This is a genomic window from Pseudoalteromonas aurantia, from assembly GCF_005886875.1.
GTDB classification, from domain to species: domain Bacteria; phylum Pseudomonadota; class Gammaproteobacteria; order Enterobacterales; family Alteromonadaceae; genus Pseudoalteromonas; species Pseudoalteromonas aurantia_A.
This window is the reverse complement of the sequence record NZ_PNBY01000086.1, coordinates 1-1,023: the sequence shown is the minus strand read 5'-3', so window position 1 is coordinate 1,023 and position 1,023 is coordinate 1. Positions and strand designations below refer to the sequence as shown.

Here is a 1,023-nt window from a genome sequence, read left to right as displayed (position 1 = left end):
TTGAAAACGCCGACTTTATACTTTAAAGTCAGCGTGTACTTGTTAGCTAAGTAACCTGAGCTGCGCATAAGAAATTGAACTAAATTCCCTTGTGGTGATCAGATCTTTCGACCAAGAAACATAAGATTACCAAGGCAAGGGCATGAATAACTTAGATGCAATTTACGTAGATGTCGATGATTTTTGTTTATTGTTTGAACCTCAATGGCTTGAGCACCTAATATCAACAGGTGAAAAGCAACGCATTAAGCCATCCCGCCTATCTTCTAGCGAAGTTATGACTATATTGATTGCTTTTCATCAATCAGGTTACCGCGACTTTAAAACTTACTACACCAAATTTGTTTGCCAGTATTGGCGACATTATTTTCCTGATTTAGTCAGTTATACACGTATGTTGAAGTTGTTACAGGCTACGTTGCCCGCTCTGTGTAGCTATTTAAAGCAGCGCTTTGATAAGCCAACAGGTATAGCATTTATTGATTCCACTTCACTAAAGGTTTGTCACAATATGCGTATTCCTCGCCACCAAGTTTTCGCAGACGAAGCCAAGCGAGGAAAAGGAACAATGGGCTGGTTTTATGGCTTTAAACTTCACCTCATCATGAATGACGAAGGTGGTTTATTAGCAGTAAAAGTGACGGCAGGGAATGTTGATGATAGGAAGCCTGTGTTAGACATGGTCGAAAATGTTACAGGTAGTTTATATGCAGACAAAGGCTATGTATCTACAAGCCTAAAAGCGGAGCTTGCCGAGCAAGGCATTGATTTTATTACAGGTCAAAGAAGTAATATGAAACGTCAGCCAATATCATCTTGGGATAGAGCTATGCTATCAAAGCGTTTCATCATTGAAACAGTTTTCGACCAGCTAAAAAACATGGCTCAAATAGATCATACAAGGCATCGAAGCTGTATCTCATTTATGGTTAATTTAATGGCTGGGTTAATTGCCTACACTTTTCTGACTAAAAAGCCGAGCATAAAAGTGACTCGGCTTTAATTCTTATACAGATCTGAGGT

1 protein-coding gene is annotated in these 1,023 nt (G+C 39.2%); it reads left to right on the top strand.

Annotation, left to right across the window (positions count from 1 at the left end):
- Positions 1 to 142 precede the first annotated feature (142 nt).
- On the top strand, positions 143 to 1,003 hold the full coding sequence (locus tag CWC18_RS16405; RefSeq protein ID WP_138675709.1) for an IS982 family transposase: 861 nt from the start codon (positions 143 to 145) through the stop codon (positions 1,001 to 1,003).
- Positions 1,004 to 1,023: the final 20 nt, after the last annotated feature.

Excerpts from the sequence above, each read along its gene's own strand:
- CWC18_RS16405 (WP_138675709.1), top strand. The coding sequence starts at position 143 with ATGAATAACTTAGATGCAATTTACGTAGATGTCGATGATTTTTGTTTA.